Annotated in this window: 21 protein-coding genes; 14 read left to right on the top strand and 7 right to left on the bottom strand. The window is 70.6% G+C overall.

Features of this window, described 5'->3' with window-relative positions; all coding sequences use genetic code 11:
- Positions 1-100: 100 nt before the first annotated feature.
- The gene (locus AMK33_RS37865; RefSeq protein ID WP_073937806.1) at positions 101-733 is read right to left on the bottom strand and encodes a hypothetical protein; all 633 of its coding nucleotides are present in this window, start codon (positions 731-733) and stop codon (positions 101-103) included.
- Positions 734-1,384: 651 nt separating this feature from the next.
- On the opposite strand from AMK33_RS37865, the gene AMK33_RS37860 reads away from it, so the two are divergent.
- The 14 genes from AMK33_RS37860 to AMK33_RS37795 are packed head-to-tail and all read left to right on the top strand — an operon-like array spanning position 1,385 to position 14,758.
- Positions 1,385-2,395, top strand: coding sequence for an ABC transporter ATP-binding protein (locus AMK33_RS37860; RefSeq protein WP_073937805.1), 1,011 nt, complete (start codon positions 1,385-1,387; stop codon positions 2,393-2,395).
- Positions 2,392-3,156 (top strand): MlaE family ABC transporter permease, encoded by a 765-nt coding sequence (locus AMK33_RS37855; protein ID WP_073937804.1) that lies wholly within the window; start codon positions 2,392-2,394, stop codon positions 3,154-3,156. The genes AMK33_RS37860 and AMK33_RS37855 overlap by 4 nt, the downstream gene beginning before the upstream one ends.
- Before the next feature lie 6 nt (positions 3,157-3,162).
- Positions 3,163-3,969, top strand: coding sequence for an MlaE family ABC transporter permease (locus AMK33_RS37850; RefSeq protein WP_073937803.1), 807 nt, complete (start codon positions 3,163-3,165; stop codon positions 3,967-3,969).
- A 1-nt stretch (position 3,970) separates the two neighbouring features.
- On the top strand, positions 3,971-5,236 hold the full coding sequence (locus AMK33_RS37845; RefSeq protein WP_073937802.1) for an MCE family protein: 1,266 nt from the start codon (positions 3,971-3,973) through the stop codon (positions 5,234-5,236).
- Positions 5,233-6,297 (top strand): MCE family protein, encoded by a 1,065-nt coding sequence (locus AMK33_RS37840; RefSeq protein WP_073937801.1) that lies wholly within the window; start codon positions 5,233-5,235, stop codon positions 6,295-6,297. Before AMK33_RS37845 ends, AMK33_RS37840 begins: the two co-directional genes overlap by 4 nt.
- Positions 6,294-7,334, top strand: coding sequence for an MCE family protein (locus tag AMK33_RS37835; protein WP_073937800.1), 1,041 nt, complete (start codon positions 6,294-6,296; stop codon positions 7,332-7,334). Before AMK33_RS37840 ends, AMK33_RS37835 begins: the two co-directional genes overlap by 4 nt.
- Entirely contained in the window at positions 7,334-8,356 is a 1,023-nt protein-coding gene (locus AMK33_RS37830) for an MCE family protein (protein WP_073937799.1), read from the top strand. Before AMK33_RS37835 ends, AMK33_RS37830 begins: the two co-directional genes overlap by 1 nt.
- Positions 8,353-9,534 (top strand): MCE family protein, encoded by a 1,182-nt coding sequence (locus AMK33_RS37825; RefSeq protein WP_073937798.1) that lies wholly within the window; start codon positions 8,353-8,355, stop codon positions 9,532-9,534. The genes AMK33_RS37830 and AMK33_RS37825 overlap by 4 nt, the downstream gene beginning before the upstream one ends.
- A complete protein-coding gene (locus AMK33_RS37820; RefSeq protein ID WP_073937797.1) occupies positions 9,531-10,811 on the top strand; it encodes an MCE family protein in 1,281 nt (426 codons plus the stop codon). Before AMK33_RS37825 ends, AMK33_RS37820 begins: the two co-directional genes overlap by 4 nt.
- Positions 10,808-11,323 (top strand): hypothetical protein, encoded by a 516-nt coding sequence (locus tag AMK33_RS37815; RefSeq protein WP_073937796.1) that lies wholly within the window; start codon positions 10,808-10,810, stop codon positions 11,321-11,323. The genes AMK33_RS37820 and AMK33_RS37815 overlap by 4 nt, the downstream gene beginning before the upstream one ends.
- On the top strand, positions 11,320-12,042 hold the full coding sequence (locus AMK33_RS37810) for a nuclear transport factor 2 family protein (RefSeq protein ID WP_073937795.1): 723 nt from the start codon (positions 11,320-11,322) through the stop codon (positions 12,040-12,042). Before AMK33_RS37815 ends, AMK33_RS37810 begins: the two co-directional genes overlap by 4 nt.
- A 26-nt stretch (positions 12,043-12,068) precedes the next feature.
- On the top strand, positions 12,069-12,617 hold the full coding sequence (locus AMK33_RS37805) for a nuclear transport factor 2 family protein (protein WP_073937794.1): 549 nt from the start codon (positions 12,069-12,071) through the stop codon (positions 12,615-12,617).
- Positions 12,618-12,666: 49 nt separating this feature from the next.
- Entirely contained in the window at positions 12,667-13,443 is a 777-nt protein-coding gene (locus AMK33_RS37800) for a hypothetical protein (protein WP_073937793.1), read from the top strand.
- 52 nt (positions 13,444-13,495) lie between these two features.
- The gene (locus AMK33_RS37795; protein ID WP_073937792.1) at positions 13,496-14,758 is read left to right on the top strand and encodes a lytic transglycosylase domain-containing protein; all 1,263 of its coding nucleotides are present in this window, start codon (positions 13,496-13,498) and stop codon (positions 14,756-14,758) included.
- Positions 14,759-14,791: 33 nt separating this feature from the next.
- Here the strand turns inward: AMK33_RS37795 and AMK33_RS37790 are convergent, their stop codons facing one another.
- The 6 genes from AMK33_RS37790 to AMK33_RS37765 form a co-directional block, all read right to left on the bottom strand.
- Positions 14,792-16,543: a pyridoxal phosphate-dependent aminotransferase gene (locus tag AMK33_RS37790; RefSeq protein WP_073937791.1), complete on the bottom strand. Its 1,752-nt coding sequence runs from the start codon at positions 16,541-16,543 to the stop codon at positions 14,792-14,794.
- Between the two features lie 158 nt (positions 16,544-16,701).
- Positions 16,702-17,862: an aldose epimerase family protein gene (locus AMK33_RS37785; RefSeq protein WP_073937790.1), complete on the bottom strand. Its 1,161-nt coding sequence runs from the start codon at positions 17,860-17,862 to the stop codon at positions 16,702-16,704.
- Positions 17,863-17,917: 55 nt separating this feature from the next.
- On the bottom strand, positions 17,918-19,159 hold the full coding sequence (mmsB, locus tag AMK33_RS37780) for a multiple monosaccharide ABC transporter permease (RefSeq protein WP_073937789.1): 1,242 nt from the start codon (positions 19,157-19,159) through the stop codon (positions 17,918-17,920).
- Complete coding sequence (gene mmsA, locus AMK33_RS37775; protein ID WP_073937846.1) at positions 19,156-20,706, bottom strand: multiple monosaccharide ABC transporter ATP-binding protein; 1,551 nt, start codon at positions 20,704-20,706, stop codon at positions 19,156-19,158. The genes mmsB and mmsA overlap by 4 nt, the downstream gene beginning before the upstream one ends.
- 32 nt (positions 20,707-20,738) lie before the next feature.
- The gene (chvE, locus tag AMK33_RS37770; RefSeq protein ID WP_079195136.1) at positions 20,739-21,851 is read right to left on the bottom strand and encodes a multiple monosaccharide ABC transporter substrate-binding protein; all 1,113 of its coding nucleotides are present in this window, start codon (positions 21,849-21,851) and stop codon (positions 20,739-20,741) included.
- A 141-nt stretch (positions 21,852-21,992) separates the two neighbouring features.
- Positions 21,993-22,961, bottom strand: coding sequence for a hypothetical protein (locus tag AMK33_RS37765; protein ID WP_073937787.1), 969 nt, complete (start codon positions 22,959-22,961; stop codon positions 21,993-21,995).
- Positions 22,962-22,971: the final 10 nt, after the last annotated feature.

Genomic DNA, 22,971 nt, shown 5'->3' with positions numbered 1-22,971 from the left:
CAACTCCGCTCGATAGGAGACCGGTGTCAGCGGGACGCGGCACAGAGCCCGCGAACGCCCGGCCGGGGTCGCCGGCCGGGCGGACGTGAGCGGGGGCGGTCTACGGGTTGGAGCCGACGATGGTCGGGATGACGCCGGTGCCCGCCACCTTGACGGCGTAGTTGCCCTTGAAGGTGGGCTTGGTGTTGACGGTGACGATCGCCCCGCAGTTGACGGGGTTGCTGACCTTCAGCTCACCGGCGACGCTGTTGACCGCCAGGATGCCGGTGGAGTTGGTGTAGGTGGCCGAGGCCTCGCCCGTCACCGTGAACTTGCAGGCGCCGGCGGTCACGTTGGCCGTGACGTCGCCGACGTAGCCGGTGGTGACACCGGTCGAGGCGTTGTAGTCCTCCGCGACGACGTCCCAGGGGGTGACCGACGTGGTGGTGACGTTGCCCAGGACACTGGTGCACGGCGAGCCGGCGGCACCGAAGTTCATGGTGTTGATGTCGGCGACGTCCCCGGGGTTGCCGGTGGCGCTGTTCATCACACCGGCCGCGTTGGAGGTCGTACAGGTCATCGGGATGGTGGCGGTCAGCACGATGTTGCCGACGTTCACGGCCTGGAACGAGGCCGGTGAGGGGGTGACGGTCCACACCGTGGAGGGCACCGCGGAGGACGGGCCGGCGGCGAGACCCAGCGCTGACGCGGCCGCACACACCACGATGGCTGACCTTCTCGTGTTCTTCTTCATGACTCGGGACTCTCCTTGAGGGTTGACCTGCAGTGAGCGGTGACGTTACTCGCCGGAAACTTAGCCGAACAATGCGGTTGTCCATGATTCTTTTAAAAGTGGAACAAGCTGTTTCCCCAGTGAGTGATTCACGGTTCGCCTTAGTCACGCGCTGCCAAGGTGGAAGCGTTCGGTGAAGATGATCGCGCTCTTCGGGTGCTCCCCGTATCGGGGGTCGTGACACTCACCCGCCGACAACATCGGGAGGGTTTTTTGTGTCCTCCGTGACAGGTTCCGGATGGCCGGAGTCGGTATCCCGGAAAACTCGGATTCCGGTGTTGCCCGTCGAGGTTACCCGGCCGTAACGTGCCGGTGTGGTGCTCGGTTCCAGGTCGGTGGCCCCCGTCGGCCGGAGCCATGACGGGCGCTTTCCGGCCCCCTTCCACCGGGCTCGGGCGTCCGTCGGCAGGGTCTCACGGATCCACACCCCCCGGAGCCGCGGGACCCTGCCCTGTCTCCCCGGAGACAAGTGCGGGGCCGGTGTGTTGTGTGCGCGGTGACAAGTTCCGGAGGGTCGGTGGGGATCCGGTGCCGCACCCGTTGTCAGTGCGCTCCGCGCCGACTTAACGTGCGCCCGCGGCACATATCCGATTGACGTCCGCTGGAGGTGATATGGGAATCGAAGTAGTGGTCGAGGGCCTGACCAAGTCCTTCGGTAAGCAGAGCATCTGGCGGGACGTGACACTCACCCTTCCTGCCGGAGAGGTGAGCGTGATGCTGGGTCCGTCCGGCACCGGGAAGACCGTTTTCCTGAAGTCGCTCATAGGGCTGCTCAAACCCGAGAAGGGCCGTGTCCTCATCGACGGAGTGGACATGGTGAACAGTCCCGAAAGGGATGTCTACGAGACCCGTAAATTGTTCGGTCTCATGTTCCAGGACGGGGCCCTCTTCGGGTCCATGTCCCTTTTCGACAACATCGCCTTCCCGCTGCGCGAGCACACCCGCAAGAAGGAGTCCGAGATCCGCCGCATCGTCATGGAGCGGATCGAGGTCGTCGGGCTGCTGGGCGCGGAGGGCAAGCTTCCGGGAGAGATCAGCGGAGGCATGCGCAAGCGGGCCGGCCTGGCCCGCGCGCTCGTCCTCGACCCGCAGATCATCCTGTGCGACGAACCGGACTCCGGACTCGACCCGGTCCGCACCGCCTACCTCTCCCAACTGCTGATCGACCTGAACGCGCAGATCGACGCGACGATGCTGATCGTCACCCACAACCTCGACATCGCCGCCACCGTGCCCGACAACATGGGGATGCTCTTCCGGCGCGAACTCGTCACCTTCGGCCCGCGCGAGGTGCTGCTCACCAGCGACGAGCCGGTCGTGTCCCAGTTCCTCGGCGGCCGGCGCGAGGGCCCCATCGGGATGTCCGAGGAGAAGGACGCGGCCACCCTCGCCGCCGAGGCGGGCGCCGCCTCCTCCGCCCCCGCCGCACCCCGGGTGATCGTCCCGCAGCTGGAGCCGTCGCCCGGCCTCCCGCCGCGCCGGGCCGTCGCCCGACGACGCAACCGTGTCATGAGCATGATCGACACTTTGCCGCCCGCCGCGCGCTCCGCCATCCGGGACACCTACGCGAAGAACTCCGAGGCGGCCACCCTGCCGATGCCCACCGCCGGGAGCGGCGCGTGATCACCGGCGCGCTGCGGCAGACCGGCCGGCTCTTCGCGCTCGCCGCCGAAGTCGCCCGCGCCGTCTTCCGAAGACCCTTCCAGTTCCGCGAGTTCGTCGAACAGTTCTGGTTCGTCGCGAGCGTGACCATCCTGCCCGCCGCCCTCGTCTCGATCCCCTTCGGCGCCGTCATCGCCCTCCAGGTCGGCTCCCTGACCGAGCAGTTGGGCGCCCAGTCGTTCACCGGGGGCGCCAGCGTCCTCGCCGTCGTCCAGCAGGCCAGCCCGCTCATCGTCGCCCTGCTGATCGCCGGCGCCGGCGGCTCGGCCATCTGCGCCGACCTCGGCTCCCGCAAGATCCGCGAGGAACTCGACGCGATGGAGGTCATGGGCGTCTCACCCGTGCAGCGGCTGGTCGTGCCCCGCGTCCTGGCCGCCATGGGCGTGGCGGTCCTGCTCAACGGCCTGGTCTCCGTCGTCGGCATCCTCGGCGGCTACTTCTTCAACGTCATCATGCAGGGCGGCACCCCCGGCGCCTACCTCGCCAGCTTCTCCGCCCTCGCCCAGCTCCCCGACCTCTACATCAGCGAACTCAAGGCGCTGGTCTTCGGGTTCATCGCGGGCATCGTCGCCGCCTACCGGGGCCTCAACCCGCGCGGCGGCCCCAAGGGCGTCGGCGACGCCGTCAACCAGTCCGTCGTCATCACGTTCCTCCTGCTCTTCTTCGTCAACATGGTGATGACGGCCGTCTACCTCCAGATCGTCCCGCCGAAGGGAGGCTGAGGTCCGATGGCCTCCCCGCTCGTCTGGCTCGACCGCTCCGGCGACCAACTGCTCTTCTACGTACGGGCCCTGCTGTGGATCCCGCGGACCCTGCGCCGCTACCTCAAGGAGGTGCAGCGCCTGCTCGCCGAGGTGGCCTTCGGCTCCGGCGGCCTCGGGATCATCGGCGGCACCATCGGCGTGATGATCGCGATGACGCTCTTCACCGGGACCGTCGTCGGACTCCAGGGCTACGCGGCCCTCGACCAGATCGGCACGGCCGCGTTCACCGGATTCGTCTCCGCCTACTTCAACACCCGCGAGATCGCCCCCCTCGTCGCCGGACTCGCCCTCTCCGCGACCGTCGGCGCCGGCTTCACCGCCCAGCTCGGCGCCATGCGCATCAACGAGGAGGTCGACGCCCTCGAAGGCATGGGCGTCCGCTCCATGCCCTACCTGGTCACCACCCGCATCATCGCCGGCGTCGTCGCCATCGTCCCGCTCTACGCGATCGGACTGCTCTCCTCCTACGTCGCCTCCCGCTATGTGACCGTCCTGTTCAACGGACAGTCCCGGGGGACGTACGACCACTACTTCAACCTCTTCCTCTCCCCGACGGACGTGCTGCTCTCCGTGCTGAAGGTGCTGATCTTCAGCGTGATGGTGATCCTCGCCCACTGCTACTACGGCTTCCGCGCCTCGGGCGGCCCCGCCGGTGTCGGCGTCGCCGTCGGCCGGTCCGTGCGCAACGCCATCGTGCTGATCAGCGTCACCGACTTCTTCCTGTCGCTCGCCCTGTGGGGCGCGACCACGACCGTGAAGGTGGCGGGGTGAGATGAGCGGACCCCGAGGAACCCGAGGACAGACGCTGCGCCACCGGCTGGCCGGGGTGGTGTTCGTGCTGGTGCCCGCCCTGCTGATCTGGCTGGCCGTCGCCGTCTACGACAAGAGGTTCACCGCGTCCGACCCGGTGGTCGTCGAGACCGGCAGCGCCGGCAACCAGATGCACCCGGGCGCCGAGGTGAAACTGCGCGGCGTCGTCGTCGGCGAGGTCCGCGCCATCGACGCCACCGGCGACGGGGCCCGGCTCACCCTCGCCATGAAGCCCGGCACGCTGGACGACGTACCGTCCGACGCCCGCGCGCAGATGCTGCCGACCACCCTGTTCGGCGAGCGGTTCGTGGCCCTCGTACCGCCCGAGAACCCCTCGCCCGAACCCCTGGCCGCCGGAGCCGTCGTCCCCCAGGACCGCTCCGAGAACGCCATCGAACTCCAGCAGGTGCTCGACGACGTCCTGCCGATGCTCACCGCCGTCCAGCCGCAGAAGCTCTCCGCGACCCTGTCGGCCGTCTCACAGGCCCTGGAAGGCCGCGGGGGCCGGCTCGGCGAGACGCTGAGCCTGCTGGACGAGCACCTGGAGGAGTTCAACCCCCACCTGCCCGCCCTCAACCGTGACCTCAAGGAACTCGTGAAGGTCAGCCATGTCTACGCGGACGCCGCGCCCGACATCATCACGGCGCTCACCGACTTCACCACCACCAGCGGCACCCTCGCCGAGCAGGAGGCCGAACTCGCCGCCACCCTCGGCGCCACCACCCGGACGGCCGAGGACGTGACGGCCTTCCTGCGGAAGAACAAGGACAACGTCATCCGGCTCGGCGCCGCCGGCCGGCCCACCCTGGAACTGCTCGCCGAGTACTCCTCGGCCTTCCCCTGCACCCTGCGCACCCTCGCCGAGTTCGTCCCGGCCATGGACAAGGCGCTCGGCAAGGGCACCGACCGGCCCGGCATCCACGTCGACGTCACCACCGTCGCCTCGCGCGGCGCCTACCGCCCCGGCCGCGACACCCCGGTGTACGACTCCGGCGGCGGCCCCCGCTGCCCCTCCGTGCCCTACCTCGGCTCGCTTCCCCGGCCCACCGCGCCGGCCGCCGGCCCCGCGGCCGAGCAGGACCTCGGACCCGCCAACTCCCCGGCGGAGAACGACCTCGTCAACGAACTCCTCGCCCCCGCCGCCGGGAAAAGCCCCGGCGACCTGCCCGACTGGAGCAGCCTGCTCGTCGGCCCCGCCTACCGCGGTACGGAGGTGACCCTCGGATGACCACCGCCGACGACGCGCACACCCGGCGCCGCCCGCTGACCGGGCCGCTGCTCAAGTCCCTCGCCTTCGTGGTGGTCACCGCCCTCGCCACGACCGTGCTCGGCATCGGCGTCGCCAACACCGGCGTCGGCTCCGACACCGGCACCACCACCTACAAGGCCCTGTTCACCGACGTCACCGGACTCGTCGACGGCGACAGCGTACGGATCTCCGGGGTGGAGGTCGGCGAGGTCACCGACGTACGCGTGGTGGAACGGCGCACCGCGCAGGTCACCTTCACCGTCCGCGACGACCGCAGGCTGCCCCGGTCGACCACCGCCGCGGTGAAGTACCTCAACATGGTCGGCCAGCGCTACGTCTCCCTCGGCCGCGGCAGCGGCGACCTCACCGGCACCCTGGAGGAGGGCGGCACCGTCCCGCTGGAGCGCACCACGCCCGCGCTCGACCTGACCCTGCTCTTCAACGGCTTCAAACCGCTGTTCGAAGGGCTCTCCCCGAAGGACGTCAACGAACTCGCCGGATCGATCGTGCAGGTGCTCCAGGGCGAGGGCGCCACCGTCGACAGCCTGATCCGCCACATCGGCTCGCTCAGTACGACCGTCGCCGCCAAGGACGAGGTGATCGGCCAGGTCGTCGGGAACCTCACCACCGTCCTGGACACCCTCAACGACCGCGAGGACAGCTTCGACGACCTCGTCGTCACCCTCCAGGAACTCGTCACCGGCTTCAACGAGGACCGCGAACCCCTCGGCAAGGCCGTCGCGGCCATGGGCGACCTGACCACCGTCACCGCCGACCTCCTCGAGGACGGACGGGAGCCCCTCGAGCAGGACATCCGCGAACTGGGCCGGCTCTCGACGAACCTCGGCGAGCACACCCCGCAGATCGAGGACTTCCTCGAGAAGACCCCCGCCAAGATGACCGCCCTGGCCCGTCTGTCCTCCTACGGATCGTGGTTCAACCTCTACCTCTGCGAGGCGCGCGTGAGCGGAGTCACCACCTCCGACGGCTCCGAACCGCCGACCGGCATCGCGATCACCGAATCGAGGTGCCGCGGATGAAGCGCCCGCGCATCAAACCCGTGAAAGAGCGCGACCCCGTCGCCGTCGGCGTCGTGGGGCTGCTCGTCCTCACCCTGATCGCCCTCCTCGCCTACAACGTGGACCGGCTCCCGTTCGGCGGTGGCACCGCCTACAGCGCCGACTTCTCCGAGGCGGCGGGCCTGGACGAGGGCGACGAGGTGCGCATCGCCGGCGTCAAGGTCGGCCGGGTCACCGGCGTCGCACTCGACGGCGCCAAGGTGAAGGTCACCTTCGAGGTCGAGGACGCCTGGCTCGGCGACCGCACGACCGCCGCCATCGCCATCAGGACCGTCCTCGGCGACAAGTACCTGGCGCTCGACCCGCTCGGCTCCGGCCGGCAGGACCCCGGCAGCCGCATCCCGCTGACCCGCACCACCTCCCCCTACGACGTGACCCAGGCGTTCCAGGACCTCAGCGGCACCGTCGACGACATCGACACGCGGCGGCTCGCGGAGAGCTTCGAGACCATCTCCGACACCTTCGAGGACTCCCCGCCGCATGTGCGCAAGGCCGCCACCGGCCTGTCCGACCTGTCGAGGTCCGTCTCCGAGCGCGACGCGGAACTCTCCGAACTCCTCAAGGGCAGCGCCAGGTTCACCAAGACGCTGGAGAACAGGAAGTCCAGCTTCGAGACCCTCATCGAGGACGGCGGCTCCCTGCTCGGCGAACTGAGGGACCGCCGCGCCGCCATCAAAGCCCTGCTCAAGGGCAGCAAGGACCTCGGCACCGAACTCGGCGGCCTCGTCGAGGACAACGAGAAGCAGCTCGGCCCCACCCTCAAGGCCCTCAGCCGCGTCACCGGTGTCCTGGAGGAGAACAACACCCAGCTCGGCAAGACCCTCGCGCTGGTCGGCCCGTACTACCGCCTGGTCGGCAACACCCTCGGCAACGGCCGCTGGTTCGACAGCTACCTGTGCGGTGTGGTGCCCCGCGACTACCTGCCCGAGACCTCCCAGCCCGAGACCGGATGCCTGCCGCCGAAACAGCCGGCGGCGGCCCAGGGGAGCGGTGAGTGATGAACCGACGCGGAAAGATCCTCACCGGCGTGCTGGCCTTCCTGGTGCTCGCCGCCGGCGGCGTGGCCACCGTCCGGGCCCTCGAATCCGACGGCACCCGCATCACCGCCTACTTCGACCGCGCCACCGGCATTTACGCCGGATCCGACCTGCGCGTCCTCGGGGTACGGGTCGGCGAGGTGGAGTCGGTGCGGCCCGAGGGCACCACGGTCCGCGTCGGCCTCCGCCTGGACGAGGGGATCAAGGTCCCCGAGGGCGCGCGGGCCGTCGTCGTCGCGCCGAGTGTCGTCGCCGACCGCTACGTGCAGCTCACCCCCGCCCACAGCACGGGTCCCGCCCTCGCCGACGGCGCCGTGCTGCCCGCCTCGCGCAACCGCCTCCCCGTCGAGATCGACCAGATCTACGAGTCGATCACCGAACTCGGCGAGGCCCTCGGCCCGGACGGCGCCAACGCCGACGGCGCCCTGTCCGAACTGCTGAGGACCGGCGCCGCCAACCTCGACGGCAACGGCGAGGCCATCGGCGAGAGCGTCGAGGAGTTCGGCAAGGCGGCCAAGACCCTCGACGGCAGCAGCGGCGACCTGTTCAAGACGCTCAGCAGCCTCCAGACCTTCACCACCATGCTGAAGAACAAGGACACCGACGTGCGCACCGCGCAGGAACGCCTGGACGAGGTCGTCGGCTTCTTCGCCGACAACAAGGACGACCTCACCGGCGCGCTGGAGGAACTCGGCAAGGCCCTCGGCCAGGTCAAGACCTTCATCGAGGACAACCGGGGCGAACTGAAGAAGAACGTCGACCGGCTCGTCCCCATCACCCGGACCCTGGTCGAACAACGGGCCTCGCTGGCCGAGGCGCTGGACGTGGCGCCGCTGGCCGCCGGCAACGTCGTCAACGCCTACAACCCCGACACCCGCACCCTCGACGGCCGCGCCAACCTCAACGAGATCAGCATCGGCGGCCCGCTGCTGCCGCTGCCCGTGGCCGGTGCGACCGACGGGCGGAAGGGGGGCGGCCGATGAAGCGCGACACGCTCACCACGGGCCGGGCCGTGGGCCTCACCGCGGGCGGACTGGTCGCCCTCGGCCTCGGCTTCACCCTCGCCCTCGGCGCGGTCACCGTCGGAGCACCGCGCTTCGACGGCATCGAGGACCTGCCGCTGCCCGGCGGCGCCGACCTCGGCGACCACCCCTACACCGTCACCGCGGAACTCCACGACGTGCTCAACCTGGTCCCGCACGCCGCGGTGAAGGTCGACGACGTCGCCGTCGGCCGGATCACCGGCATCGAACTCGGCCGCGACGACTGGTCGGCCCGCGTCACCATGGAGATCAACGGCGATGTGCGGCTGCCCGCCGACGCCACCGCACGGCTCGAACAGTCCAGCCTGCTGGGCGAGAAGTACATCCAGCTCGTCGCACCCGCCAAGGAGACCGGAGCCGGCAGGCTGGCGGACGGGAACGTCATCCCGCTGGCCCGCACCAGCCGCAACACCGAGGTCGAGGAGGTGTTCGGCGCGCTGTCCCTGCTCCTCAACGGCGGCGGCGTCAACCAGCTCAAGACCATCACCCAGGAACTCAACGCGGCCCTCGGCGGACGCGAACCCGAGGTCCGCTCCATGCTGAAACGGGTCGACACCCTGGTGGGCGACCTCGACGACCACCGGGGAGACATCACCGACGCCCTCGACGCCGTCAACCGGCTCTCCTCGACCCTCGCCACCCGCAAGGACGACGTCGGCACCGTCCTCACCGACCTCTCGCCCGGACTGAAGACGCTGGAGAAGCAGCGCGGCTCACTGCTGACCATGCTGCGCTCCCTCGACACGCTCTCCGGCGTCGCCGTCTCCACCATCAACGCGAGCAAGGACGACATGATCGCCGACCTCAAGGCCATCGCGCCGACGCTGAAGGCGCTCGCCGACGCGGGCACGGACCTGCCCGACTCGCTCCAGGTGCTGGTGACGTACCCGTTCACCGACGAGGTGCTGCGCGGGGTGAAGGGCGACTACCTCAACGCGTACCTGAACATGGCCGCCGTACCGGGGACACAGGTGATCCCGCCGATCGTGGACGAGGACACGCCTTCTCCGTCCGCGTCCGCGACGGTGTACGGCGGGGCGGACCCGGCCGCGAAGAAGGGGCCCGCCTCGCCGCTGCCGCTGCCCTCCGTGTCCGGGTCCGGAGGTGAGCGCGGGTGATCACCCTCGCCGTACGGCTGAAGAACCTCGCCTTCCTCCTCATCGCCGTCCTCGCCCTCTCCTTCCTCGGCATCCGCTACGCCGACCTCGGCCGGTACGTGGGCGTCGCCGACTACTACACGGTGGACGTGCGACTCCCGCACACGGGAGGCCTGTTCACCCACTCCGACGTCACCTACCGGGGCGTCTCGGTGGGCCGCGTCGGCCCGATCGGCCTCACCGCCGACGGCGTCGTCGCCGAACTCCGCATCAAGAAGTCCGCCCCCCGCATCCCCGCCGACACCAAGGCCGTGGTCGCCGGACTCTCCGCCGTCGGCGAGCAGTACATCGACCTGCGGCCCGAGAGCGACGGCTCCCCCTACCTCGCCGACGGCACCCGCGTCGAACAGGCCGACACCCAGGTGCCCGCACCCGTCACCGACGTCCTCACCAGCGTCGACGAACTCGTGAGTTCCGTCCCGCTGGAGGATCTGCGCACGGTCGTCGACGAGTTCGGCAAGGCCTTCGAAGGGCACGGCGACGACCTCCAGGCGCTGCTCGACAGCGGCGGCGACTTCGTCGAGGCCGCCGACCGCGCCCTGCCGTCCACCACCCTGCTCATCAACGACGGCGAGACCGTCCTGCGCACCCAGGCCCAGGAGGCGAAGGCCATCCGCGACTTCGCCACCGGGGCGGAGGAACTGGCCCGTGCCCTCAAGGGCTCCGACGCCGACCTGCGCCGCCTCCTCGCGGTCACCCCCGAGGCAGCCACCCAGGTCAGCGGCCTGCTGCGGGACCTCGACCCGAGCCTCGGCGTCGTCCTCGCCAACCTCCTCACCACCTCCGAGGTCGCCGTCACCCGGCAGCGCGGCATCGAGGAACTCCTCGTGAAGTACCCGGCGGCCGTCGCCGCCGGCGCCACCGCCGTCGACGGAGGGAAGCTGAACCTCGGCATGGCCGTCACCTTCTTCACCCCCCTGCCCTGCACCGACGGATACGGCGCCACGCGCTACCGCAACGGCCTCGACCTCGGCACCGCACCCGCCCTCAACACCGGCGCGGCCTGCACCGCCCCGGCCTCGGGCGGGTCGAACGTACGTGGTTCGGCGAACGCCCCGAAGGGCGGCGCGGTGCCCGAACCGGCCAGGCCCGGCTCCCTGCCCTCGGGCGGCGGCGGGACACCGGCGAAGGACGGGTCCACGGCGCTCCCCGGCGCACTCGCCCTGCCCGGACGGAGCGGCGAGGCACCGGCGGACCTGTCGGGACTCCTCACCCCGGCCGCCGGCGGTTCGCGATGAGGAGGGCCCGGATCCTCACCGGAGCGGGGCTCGTACTGGCCCTCGGCTTCTGCGGTACCGGCGCGTGGACGTACGCGCAGGCCCGTACCGACGACTCGCTCGCGTACGGCCGGGAGCGGGACGAGGCGCTCGCCGACGGACGGGCGGGCATCGCGGTGCTCACCACGCTCGACGCCTCCACCCGGCAGCGGGCGGAGCAGGGCATCCGGGCCTGGCGCGCCGCCTCCACCGGGCCGCTGCGCGAGGAGTTGGGCCGTACCGACGCCGAGGCGGGCGCCTCGGCGCGCGGCACGGTCACCGAGGCCGCCGTCACCGCGCTCGACACACGGTCCGGCACGGCCAAGCTCATCGCCACCGTCCGCGTCGAGGTCACACCCGCCGGGACGAAGAGGCCGACCACCGACCGCAAGCGCCTGGAGGCGGTCCTGGCCCGCACGGGCGAGGGGGAGTGGAAGGTGAGGGCGCTGAGCGCGGTACCGGTCGAGGGCGAGAAGGAGGACGGCGACCGATGACGTTGACGCGACTGCTGCGCAGGGGCGGACCGCCGGAACCCGGCGCGGAGGCGGACTTTGCGGACGCGCCCGCCGAGGGGGAGGGCGGGGGCGAGCCCGAGTCCGTCGAGAAGGAGGGCGGGGGCGAGTCCGAGTCCGCCGAGAAGGAGGGCGGGCAGGAGCCCGGGTCCGCCGCGGACGCGCCGGACGGTGCCCGCCCCCACCGCCCGCCGGACGGGCGGCTGCGGCGGGCCGCCCTCGTCGCAGCCGTCGTGGTGCTCGTCCTCGGTGGCTGCGGCTTCTTCCACGGTGCCCACCAGTTGAGGTCGGCCGCGTCCGCCCGGAACCACGCGCTCACCGACACCGGGGCCACCACCCGCGTCGCCGGCGACGTCGGCAACGCCCTCGCCCGTGTCTTCTCCTACACACCGGACGGCACCGCGGCCGCCGAGCGCTCCGCACGCACCGTTCTCGACGGTCGCGCCGCCCGCCAGTACGAAACCCTCTTCGAGCAGGTCCGCGACGACCTCACCGAGCAGCGCGTCACCCTGAGCACCCGGGCCGTCCGCACCGGAGTGGTCGAACTCGACGGCGACGAGGCCCGTCTGCTGGTCTTCCTCGACCAGACCTCCCACAAGGGCGGGGGCGAGGGCGAGGTCACCACCGCGGCGGCCCAGCTCACCGTCACGGCCCGGTTCGAGGACGACCGGTGGCGGATCGTCGACATCAAGGCCCGCTGAACGTGCGCGGGAGACTGGAGCACCCCATGGAACGCGTGGTCCGCGCCCTCACCGGAACCCGCTCCCGGCCGCTGCCGGCCCTGGCCCTCGCCCTCACCCTCGTCGCGGGCGGCTTCGCCGCGTGGGCCGGTCAGGACTGGTACCACGCGGCCCACGACGACCGGGCCGCGTACGCCGGGCAACGGGACGAGGCACTCGCCGCCGGGGAGCAGGCCGTGCAGAACCTCAACACGCTCGACCACCGCGACGTGGACCGGGGCCTCGACCTCTGGGAGTCGTCGACCACCGGTGAACTGCACGAACAACTGTCCTCCGGACGCGCGGAGTTCGCCGAGCAGGTGAAGGCGGCGAAAACGGTCACCACGGCCCGGGTGCTGTCGGGCGCCGTCACCGAACTCGACGACCGGGCCGGCCGCGCCCGGGTGCTGATCGCCCTGCGCATCACCGTCAAGGCGTCCGACGGCGCGAAGACCGACAAGGACAGCCGCATGCTCGGCGAACTCACCCGGACCGACGGCCGGTGGAAGCTGAGCGCCCTGGGCCAGGCACCCGTGGGCGGCACATCGGCCGGCTGACCCGGTCCCGTACCGCGGCAGCCGGCCGCACCGAGGAGGACACCGCACCATGTCGACGACCCGCCACCACATCAACCGCCAGCGCCGCCGCCAGGCCCGCGAGACCCGGCCCGCCGTCTCCGCCGGGACCCCGGAGAGCACGGGGAGCCGGACCCGTACGCGCGGCACGGCAGTCCTGACCCCCTCCGGCGCCCCGTCCTCGTCCTCGTCCTCCGCGCGGGCGGCGGAACCGGTCGCGGCCGACGACGAGAAGGCCACCCGGACCCGGCCGCGCCGACCGGTGGGCCTCGTGGCGCTCTGCGCGCTGACCGTGCTCCTCGGCGGCTTCGCCGGCTGGGCGCACGCGGAGGCCGAAGCGCTCCGGGACGACCCCGCGCGACACAACACCGCCCTGACCGACCTGGCCCGCACCAGCGAGATCAAGGGACAGACGGCCAAGGCCGTCGACGCGCTCTTCTCCTACGACCACACCGACCCCGGCGCCCTCGAGGAAGCCGCGGAGGACCTCCTCACGGGAAAGGCCGTCGACCAGCACGGAGCCCTGCTCGCCGACGTCCGCGAGCGGGCCGACGAACAGAAGGCGGTGATCACCACGACGGTCACCGAGAGCGCGGTCGAACGGATCGACGGCGACCGGGCCCGGGTCCTCGTCTACGCCGACCAGAGCAGCGTCAGCACCGCCGGGACCGCGAAGGACGCGGAGAACGCGAAGAACGCGGAGGACGCGGAGGACGAGGGCGTGTACGCGGGGGCCATGCTCGCCGTCGACGTCGTACACCGCGACGGACGCTGGCTCGTCTCCGGCATCGACACCTTCGGCCGCTGAGGACCGTACGACCGCCCCTCCCACCGGCACACCACCCACAGGAGCGACAGCCATGCCCGTACGCCGCGCCGCCCGACGCCCGTATGCCGGCCGGACCCGCAGGGGACTGCGGACGACCGCCGTCGCAGTGGCGGCCATGGCGGCCCTCACCGCCTCCCAGGCGCCCGGCCTCACCCGGGACGCGAAGGACGACCACGCCGCCCCGCTCGCCGACGACGTACGCACACCGGCGGCAGGCGGTCCGTACACCGAGCTCGCTCCTCCGGGTGACGGCTCCTACCACACCGAACTCCCGCCCTTGAAGACCCCGGACGTCGCGTCGGCGCCCCCGGCGCTCGTGCGGGACCTCCGTTCCCAGTCGGGCATCCCGGCCACCGTGCTGCGCGCCTACCGTGCCGCCGAGGCCTCCGTAGGCGACACGGACCCCGGCTGCCGGCTGCCCTGGGAGCTGCTCGCGGCGATCGGCAAGGTCGAGTCGGGCCAGGCGCGCGGAGGCGCGGTCGACCGGAACGGCACGACGCTGGGCCGCATCACCGGACCGCCGCTCAACGGCCAGGGTTTCGCCCTGATCCGGGACACGGACGGGGGCGCCCACGACGGTGACACGGTCTACGACCGCGCGGTGGGGCCGATGCAGTTCCTGCCGTCCACCTGGGCCCGTTGGGGAACGGACGGCAACGGCGACGGCCGCGCCGACCCGAACAACATCTTCGACGCGGCCCTGGCGGCCGGCCACTACCTGTGCGTCGGCCACCGGGATCTGGGCCGGGCGGCGGACCTGGACCGGGCGGTCCTCAGCTACAACCACTCGTACTCCTACCTGAGGCTGGTCAGGTACTGGCTGGAGTTCTACGGCCGGGGGGTCCACACCGTCCCCGACGGCAAGGGCGTCATCCCGAGGAGCCCCGGCGCGGGCGGTGAGACCCCGGCGACCGAACCCGTCGACGGCGGGAGCGGCGGCAAGGGGGACGGGAACGAGGGCGGCGGCATCGTCATCGGCCCGGACCCGAGCACGTCGGGCAGCCCCGGGCCGTCCCCCTCCGCCCCCTCACCGTCGTCCACCCCGCGTCCGACGACCTCCCCGTCTCCGGAGCCCTCCTCCCCGACGGCGTCTCCGACGAGCCCGGACCCCTCGCAGCCGCCCGGCGAGTCCCCCACCGGGACCCCGTCACCCTCGCCGGACCCGACCGGTCCGAGCCCCTCGCCCACCGCCCCGGACGAGTGCGCCCCGGAGTCCGCGACCCCGTCTCCCGAACCCAGTGCCTCCCCGACCGCCTCACCCTGCCCGACCGTCCCGGCCACTCCCTCCGAGTGAGGCCCGGCATCCGCTGGGCGGATGCCGGCGGGCTCAGCCCACCTGGTCCATCCCCGCCGGGTTCGGCCAGCTCTGCGGCCCCTGCCAGCCCGTCGCCGGGGCCGTGGAGAGGCCGTCGGTGCCCCTGACCTGGGCGGCCGTCAGGCCGCCGCGGGCGGGGACGCCGGGCGGGGTGGGACCGGCGGGCGGCGCCTGCGGTGGCACCTGGGCCGCCGCCGGTGCCGGGAACGCCGCGGCGGGCATCGGCGCCTGCGCCACGGGCGCGAGCGGCTGGGCGGGCGCCGGCATCGGCACGGGCTGCGGCACCGGCGCCGGAACCTGCTGCGGTACGGGCTGCGGGACCGGCGCAGGGACCTGCGCAGGGACCTGCTGCGGTACGGGCTGAGCAACCGGCTGAGGCATTCCGGGTACCCCCGTCACCACCGAAGCCGCAGCCGGCACCGGCATCCCGCCGCCCGCGCCCACCGCGGGGGCGGACGCGGCGGCGGGGAGCGGCATGCCGGTGCCGGCGGACGGAGCGGCGGCGAGCCCCGGAACACCGGCACCGGCGGTCTGAGCGGCGAGCCCCCGCATGCCGGCCCCGTTGGTCCGGCTCACCAGCCTGTCCACGGCCGCCGTGCCCGAGCTGTAGCCGGTCCCGGTGGCCTGCTCGGGCACGGCGGCTCCCCTCCTGGACGCCCCGTAGAGCACCTGTTCCAGGCCGGACACCAGGCGGCGCACGTCCACCTGGGGGCGTACCACGAGACGCAGGAAGCGGCTGGACGAGCCGATCTTGTTGCCGCACTCGCGGACCAGGATCCGGTGCTCGGTGAGCATCCGGTCCCGGACCACGGTGCCCTCGGCGCCCACGGGGAGGCGCACGAAGAGGAAGTTGCCCTGGGACGGGTAGACCGTCAGTCCGGGCAGTGAGGAGAGCTGGCCGGACATGTCCATCCGGTCGCGGCGGACCTGGTGCAGGCTCTGGGCGTACTCGGCGCCGTGCTCCTTCAGCATGAACACCACGTGCTCGGCGAAGGAGTTGAGGTTCCACTTGGGGAGCATCGAGCGGACCCGCCCCGCCAGGGCCGGGTTGGCGACCAGGTAGCCGAAGCGGATGCCGTGCAGGCCGAAGTTCTTGCCGAGGCTGCGCAGCACGATGACGTTGGGGCGCAGCATCGCCTCCTGCACCACGCTCGGTTCGTTCTCCGCGTCGGCGAACTCCAGGAACGACTCGTCGATCACCACCAGGTCCAGGTCGGCCATGGCGTCCATGAACTGCACGATCGCGTGCTTGTGCAGGAAGCCGCCGTCGGGGTTGTTGGGGTTGCAGATGACGGCGACCCGGGTGCCGCGCGCCCGGATGAACTCGGCGTACTGCGCGAGGTCGAGGGCGAAGCCGCCGGCCTCCTGGAGCGGGAACATGTCGACCCGCTTGCCGGTCTCCATGGGCTGGTCGGTCCAGCGGCCGAAGGTGGGGACGGGGACGGCGAGGGACTCACGGACCAGCAGGTGGTCGATCCAGGTGATCAGCTCGGTCGAGCCGTTGCCCATCGCCACGCACTGCGGCGGCAGTCGGAGCAGGCCGCACAGTTCGGCCGTGATGGTGTCGGCGCTGCTCGGGTAGTACGTGATGATGTCGCGCAGCCGGCCCGCCATGTCCTCGAACATGGCGGGGGTGGGGAAGTACGGGTTGCAGGGGATGCAGAAGTCCACCGGGCCGGCCCCGTCGCTCTCCCGTGTCAGCGCCGCCATCGACGGACTGTGCGCCGTGGTGCTGCGGAACAACGAGGTGACGTTGTCGGCCAAGGGAACCTCCGTGTGCGGCGGGCCCGCTGGGGAGGTGGCGGGCCCGTCATGCCTGGGTGGCCCGCGCGGGGGAGCACGGGCCACCCAGGAGTACGGAGCGGGACGCGCCGCCGTTCAGTTCGTGTGAGGAGAATGTGACGGCGGCGATTCGCCGGGGCTCATGCCCCGAACGAGTGGACCGTCGTCGTCCGGTACGTCTGTCCCGGCCGCAGCACGGTCGACGGGAACGACGGCTGGTTCGGGGAGTCCGGGAAGTGCTGGGTCTCCAGGCACAGCCCGTCGCCCTGCCGGTAGACCCGGCCGCCGGTGCCGACGAGGGTGCCGTCGAGGAAGTTGCCCGAGTAGAACTGCAGGCCCGGCTCGTTCGTCGCGATCCTCAGCGTGCGGCCGGAGGACGGGTCGCGGAGAACGGCGACCTGCTCGGGACGGCGGGTGATTCCCTTGTCGAGCACCCAGTTGTGGTCGAAGCCCTGCCCGTAGAGCACCTGCTGGTGTGCGGTGCGGATGTCCCGGCCGACCGGCTTGGCGCGGCGGAAGTCGAAGGGGGTGGCCGCGACCCGCGCCAGTTCGCCCGTGGGGATCAGCCCCGGGTCGACCGGCGTGTAGCGGGAGGCGGCGATGGACAGCTCGTGGTCGTGGATCGAGCCGCTGCCCTCGCCGGCGAGGTTCCAGTAGACGTGGCTGGTGAGGTTGACGACGGTGGCCTTGTCGGTGGTGGCCTCGTAGTCGACGCGCCAGTCGCCGTCACGGGTGAGGGTGTACGTGACCTTCGTACGCAGCGTGCCCGGATAGCCCATCTCGCCGTCGACGCTCGTGTAGTACAGGTACAGGCCGACGTCGGAGCCCCGGGTGAACGGCTCGACGTCCCAGACCCGCTTGTCGAAGCCCTGGGCGCCGCCGTGCAGGCTGTTCTCTCCGTCGTTGACGGAGAGCTGGTACGGGGTGCCGTCGAGGGTGAAGCGGCCCTGGTCGACGCGGTTGCCGTAGCGGCCGATCAGCGCGCCGAAGTAGGGGCTGGAGGCGACGTACTCCTCGATGGTGTCGAAGCCGAGGGAGACGTTGGTGTACCGGCCGCGGCGGTCGGGGATCTCCAGGGACTGGACGATGCCGCCGTAGGAGAGGACCTTCATCCGGGTGCCGCCGTTCTCCAGCGACCAGCGGTGGACCTTGGTGCCGTCCGCGAGCCTGCCGAAGAGCGACCTCACCGGCTTCCCCCTGCCCGAGGAGGCGTGTGCCGTGCCGCCGAACGCGGTGGTGGTGGCGGCTGCTCCGGCCGCCGCCGCTGCTCCTGCGATGACCGTGCGTCTGTTCAGTTCCATCCGTGCGGCTCCCGAAAAGGAAGGGGCCCCGCCGTCCGGCGGGGCCCGAGCTGACTTACGAACCGGACTTGCGCTTGTTCCACACGTCGAAGCCGACCGCCGCCAGCAGCACCAGGCCCTTGATGACCTGCTGCCAGTCGGTGCCGATGCCGACGAGGTTCATACCGTTGTTCAGCACGCCCAGGACCAGGCCGCCGATGATGGCGCCGAGGACCGTGCCGACGCCGCCGCTCATCGACGCGCCGCCGATGAACGCGGCGGCGATCGCCTCGAGCTCGAAGTTGAGGCCGGCCTTGGGAGAGGCCGCGTTGAAGCGGGCGGCGAAGACCAGACCCGCCAGGGCCGCGAGCATGCCCATGTTCAGGAAGACCAGGAAGGTGACCTTCTTGTCCCGCACACCCGACAGCTTGGCCGCGGGCAGGTTGCCGCCGATGGCGTAGATGTGGCGGCCGATGACGGCGTTGCGCATCACGTAGCCGAAGCCGACGAGCAGCGCGCCGAGGATCAGCAGCACGATCGGGGCGCCCTTGTAGCTGGCCAGCAGCATCGTCACGACCAGGATGGCGGAGCCGAGCGCGACGAGCTTCAGCAGGAACAGCTTGGTGGGCAGGACGTCGAGGTCGAACTCCTTCTGGCGGCGGCGGTCGCGGACCTCCTGGAGGACCACGAGCGCGATCAGCGCGAAGCCGAGGAGCAGGGTGAGGTTGTGGTAGTTGGTCTCGGGACCGACCTCGGGCATGAAGCCGTTGGCGACCTTCTGCAGGCCCTTGGGGAAGGGGCCGAGGGTCTGGCCCTCCAGGAAGATCTCGGTGAGGCCGCGGAAGGTCAGCATGCCCGCGAGGGTCACGATGAACGACGGTATGCCGCCGTAGGCGATGAACCATCCCTGTATCGCGCCCGCGAGGGCGCCCACGGCCAGGCACAGCACCACCGCGACCGGCCAGGGCAGGTCGTTCCTGACCATGAACACCGCGGCCATCGAGCCGACGAACGCCGTCAGTGAGCCGACCGACAGGTCGATGTGGCCCGCGATGATGACCAGCATCATGCCGATCGCGAGGATCAGGATGTAGCTGTTCTGCAGCACCAGGTTGGAGACGTTGCGCGGCAGCAGCAGGTCGCCGCCGCTCCACACCGCGAACAGCACCACGATCAGGCCGAGCGCCATCAGCATGCCGTACTGCCGCATGTTGCGGCGCATGCCGTCCAGCATGAGCTGGAGCAGGCCGTCACCGTCGCCCGCCCCGTTCCTGCCCGGCGGTGCGGCGGCCGGGGTCTTGTCGGTGACTGTGCTCATCGGGATACCTCTTTGTCCTTCGTCATCTGACGCATCAGCGATTCCTGGGAGGCCTCGGCCCGCGAGAACTCACCGGTCAGCCGCCCCGCGGCCATCGTGTAGATGCGGTCGCACATGCCGAGCAGTTCGGGCAGCTCGGAGGAGATGAAGACGACCGCCTTGCCCTGGGCGGCCAGCTGGTCGATGACCGTGTAGATCTCGTACTTGGCGCCGACGTCGATGCCGCGCGTCGGCTCGTCGAGGATCAGCACATCGGGACCGGCGAAGATCCACTTGCTGAGCACGACCTTCTGCTGGTTGCCGCCGGACAACTTGCCCACCGGCTCGAACACCGTCGGCGCCTTGATGTTCATGGACTTCCGGAAGCCCTCGGCGACCTGCCGCTCCTCGTGCTCGTCCACCACACCGCGCCTGGCGACCTTCTTCAGGGCGCTGAGCGAGATGTTGCGGTTGATGGTGTCGATGAGGTTCAGGCCGTAGTGCTTGCGGTCCTCGGTGACGTACGCGATGCCGTGGCCGACCGCCTCGGGGACGGTCTTCGTACGGATCTCCGTGCCGTCCTTGAGGACGGTGCCCGCGGCGTGCCGGCCGTAGGTGCGGCCGAAGATGCTCATCGCGAGCTCGGTGCGGCCGGCGCCCATCAGCCCGGCGATGCCGACGATCTCGCCGCGCCGGACCGTCAGCGACACGTCGTCGACGACCTTGCGGTGCTGGTCGATCGGGTGGTGCACGGTCCAGTTGCGGACCTCCAGGGCCGGGGCGGCGCCCTCCTCCGGCTGGTGCGGGGTGCGCTCCGGGAAGCGGTGCTCCAGGTCGCGGCCGACCATGCCGCTGATGATCCGGTCCTCGCTGGTCTCCGCGGCCTTCACGTCGAGCGTCTCGATGGTGCGCCCGTCCCGCAGGATCGTCACCGAGTCGGCGACCGCGCGGATCTCGTTCAGCTTGTGGGAGATGATGATCGAGGTGATGCCCTGCTCCTTCAACTGAAGGATCAGGTCCAGGAGTTTGCCGCTGTCCTCGTCGTTGAGCGCCGCGGTGGGCTCGTCGAGGATGAGCAGCTTCACCTTCTTCGACAGCGCCTTGGCGATCTCCACCAGCTGCTGTTTGCCGACGCCGATGTCGGCGACCCGGGTCTCCGGGTGCTCGTCGAGCCCGACCCGGCGCAGCAGTTCGGTGGCGTGCCTGAGGGTGTCGTTCCAGTTGATGAACCCGCGCGTGGCGTGTTCGTTGCCGAGGAAGATGTTCTCCGCGATCGACAGGTAGGGCACCAGGGCCAGTTCCTGGTGGATGATCACGATGCCGTGCTCTTCGCTGGCCCGGATGTCCTTGAACCGGCAGAGCTGCTCCTCGAAGAGGATGTCGCCCTCGTAGGTGCCGTGCGGGTGGACACCGGAGAGGACCTTCATGAGGGTCGACTTGCCGGCGCCGTTCTCGCCGCAGATGGCGTGGACCTCGCCCTGCTGGACGGTCAGGGTGACGTCCGACAGCGCCTTGACGCCGGGAAAGGTCTTGACGATCGAGCGCATTTCCAGGACGGGTCCCGCCATGGTCGTGCCTTCCAATCCGTGGGGGTCGGCGGTTACTTGAGGTCGCTTTCCTTGATGTAGCCGGAGTCGACGACGACCTTCTGGTAGTTCGCCTTGTCCACCGCGACCGGCTCCAGCAGGTAGGCCGGGACGACCTTGGCACCGTTGTCGTAGGTCTTGGTGTCGTTGGTCTCGGGCTTCTTGTCGTTGAGCAGCGCGTCGACCATGTTGGTGGCCACCTTGGCGAGTTCGCGGGTGTCCTTGTAGACGGTCATCGACTGCTGGTCGGCGATGATCGACTTCACCGAGGCGACCTCGGCGTCCTGGCCGGTGACGATCGGCAGCGGCTTGTCCTTGCTGCCGTAGCCGTCCGACTTGAGGGAGGACAGGATGCCGATGGAGATGCCGTCGTACGGCGAGAGCACCGCGTCCACCCGGTCGCTGCGGTAGGACGAGGTCAGGATGTCGTCCATGCGCTTCTGCGCGGTGCCGCCGTCCCAGCGCAGGGTGGTGACCTGGTTCAGTTCGGTCTGCCCGGACTTGACGACGAGCTGCTTCTTGTCGATGTAGGGCTGCAGGACGTTCATCGCGCCCTGGAAGAAGTAGCGGGTGTTGTTGTCGTCGTTGGAGCCGGCGAACAGCTCGATGTTGAAGGGGCCCTTCTTGCTGCCGTCCTTCAGGCCGAGCTTCTCGACGATGTAGGTGCCCTGGAGCTCGCCGACCTTCTCGTTGTCGAACGAGGCGTAGTAGTCGACGTTCTCCGTGCCGAGGATCAGGCGGTCGTAGGAGATGACCGGGATGTCGGCGTCCTTGGCCTGCTGCAGGACGTTGTTCATCGACTTGTTGTCGATGGCCGCGACGATCAGGGCGTCCACACCCTGCGTGATCATGTTCTCGATCTGCGAGACCTGCTGGTCGGGGTCGTCCTCGCCGTAGGCCAGCTTGGTCTCGAAGCCCTTGTCCTTCAGGAGCTTCTCGACGTTGTTGCCGTCGGCGATCCAGCGCTCGGAGGACTTGGTCGGCATCGCGATGCCGATGGTGGCTCCGTCCGAGCCGCCCTTGTCCTCCTCGCTGCCGCCCTCGCTGTTCTGGCCGCAGGCGGTCAGGGTGAGGGCGAGGGTGGCGGCCGAGGCGACGGCGGCGAGTGCGGCTCTGCGATTACGCATGATCATCATCCTTGATGTGTGTGCGGGGTCGGTCTGGACGAGCAAGGCGCTTTTGGGGGCGGGACCGGAGGAGACCCGAAAAGAGGTGTGTGCGATTGTGCGCGGCTGTGTCTACTTCTGTGAAGCCGAGTTTCCGGAACGTTATGACGAAATTTCGAACCGGCTCAGATCGCCCGGAAGCCGCGAACCGAGCGGCGCCATGTCGCCGTCCGCGCCGTGGCGGGCCAGCAGGTCCAGGGCCAGCCGGCCGCGCCGCACACGCTCCTTCGCGGTCGCCAGGGTCAGCTCCCGCAGGTGGTGCCCGTACGGGTAGATCCCGGGCGCCTTGGCCAGACCGAACTTCAGGTACAGCGGGGCGCCGCGCCGGATGAGTTCGGCGACCTCGTACATCCGCACATAGCCGCCGAGGTCGTCGGGGGCCTCGATGTACATGTCCATCGGCGTGGCCGAAACCCGCCGTATCTCGGTGAGGTGATCGAGCGTCAGATCGCTGGGGACGTTGATCGAGTCGGCGCCGAGCCGCTCGTAGACCGCGAACGAGGCCGGGTTGACCGGCCCGACGAGCGCCGACAGCTTCAGCGTGGTGTCGGCGGGGAGCAGCCCGGCCGCCCGCGCCCGGTGCAGCGTCCACAGCACGCCCTCGTCGGCGACGAGCAGGCACTTGACACCCAGCTCCGTGGCGCGCACGGCGTCCTCGACACAGCCGGCGACCGCGTCGTGGCCCCGGGCGCGCAGTCCGGCACCGCCCGAGTCGGTACGGGTGGAGCCGCCGATGTCCCAGGTGCCGCGCGGGCCGGTGAACAGGCAGAGCTCGATGTCGCGCTCCGCGGTGGCCTCGACCATCTCGGTGATCTCGGTGTCGGTCAGCATCCAGACGCCGCTGCCCTGGCTGATCCGGTGGATCGGCACATCGAGGCGCGAGGCCTCCTTCAGTACCACGGCCAGCGCCTCGGGCCCCTCGCACGAGGGGACCTCGGTGCGCCAGCGGCCGCCGCCGGGGAAGGTGTGCGGCGAGGCGTCGGCGGGGTCGAGGGCGGGTGCGCTCATGCCGAGCGCGGTGAGGGTCTGCTCACCGGGCCTGCGGGGAGCCGTGGCGGAAGCGTCGGTCACAGGGTGTCCT

The sequence above is a fragment of the Streptomyces sp. CB02400 genome, from assembly GCF_001905725.1.
GTDB classification, from domain to species: domain Bacteria; phylum Actinomycetota; class Actinomycetes; order Streptomycetales; family Streptomycetaceae; genus Streptomyces; species Streptomyces atrovirens.
The sequence above is the reverse complement of the archived record's forward strand: the minus strand, read 5'-3'. Positions and strand labels throughout refer to the sequence as shown.